The organism is Treponema sp. R6D11 (genome assembly GCF_054786075.1).
Genome location: NZ_BDHD01000689.1, coordinates 1 through 614 on the forward strand (window position 1 = coordinate 1; position 614 = coordinate 614).

Sequence of the window (614 nt, forward strand, 5' to 3'; positions counted from 1 at the left end):
GAATCAGATTTAAAAATCAAAAAACAAATATCGATGAACAAAAAAATGGAATTGACAAACAGAGCATTGCTCAAATAGAAAACAATGATGATCAAACAGATAACAATGCTGAACAAGTTGACGCCGATATTTCTCAGACAGAAAACATTAATCAAATAGATCAAGTTGACAACAATGTTAATAAAATAAATACCAATGTTAATCAAATTGAAAATAGAAATACAGTTAGAGAAAGATTCCATGAGGTACATTAATCGAAGTAGGTTAATGTAGAATTATCAGCTCCAAGGATAAGGAGGCATAGTATGAAAAAGTTTAAGTTGACAAAGAATATACAAAAATTAAGTTTTATCGTTTTAACTGTTATAATCGCGTTTGCGGCAATTGTTTCCTGCGATAACGGTTTTGTTATCGACATTCTGCCTAACAGAGATTTATCGGGTTCATCGAATTCATCAGGTTCGTCAAGTGCGGGAAATCCAGATAGCAGCCGACCGCAGAATGCGGAGTATAATATAACGATTAAAAGAATCGGCAATTTTGCATCGGGTGATACTGTAACAGCATCGCCTAATATTGGTTATGAAGGTGATACTGTAACACTTAACTACAGA

The 614-nt window shown here is 33.6% G+C and carries 2 protein-coding genes; both read left to right on the plus strand.

Features of this window, described 5'->3' with window-relative positions:
* A partial coding sequence (locus tag ACYVTD_RS15505) for a hypothetical protein (RefSeq protein ID WP_461248596.1) occupies positions 1-254 on the plus strand: 254 nt, incomplete at its 5' end.
* A 51-nt stretch (positions 255-305) separates the two neighbouring features.
* Positions 306-614: hypothetical protein (locus tag ACYVTD_RS15510; RefSeq protein ID WP_461248597.1), on the plus strand; the 309-nt coding region annotated here is incomplete at its 3' end.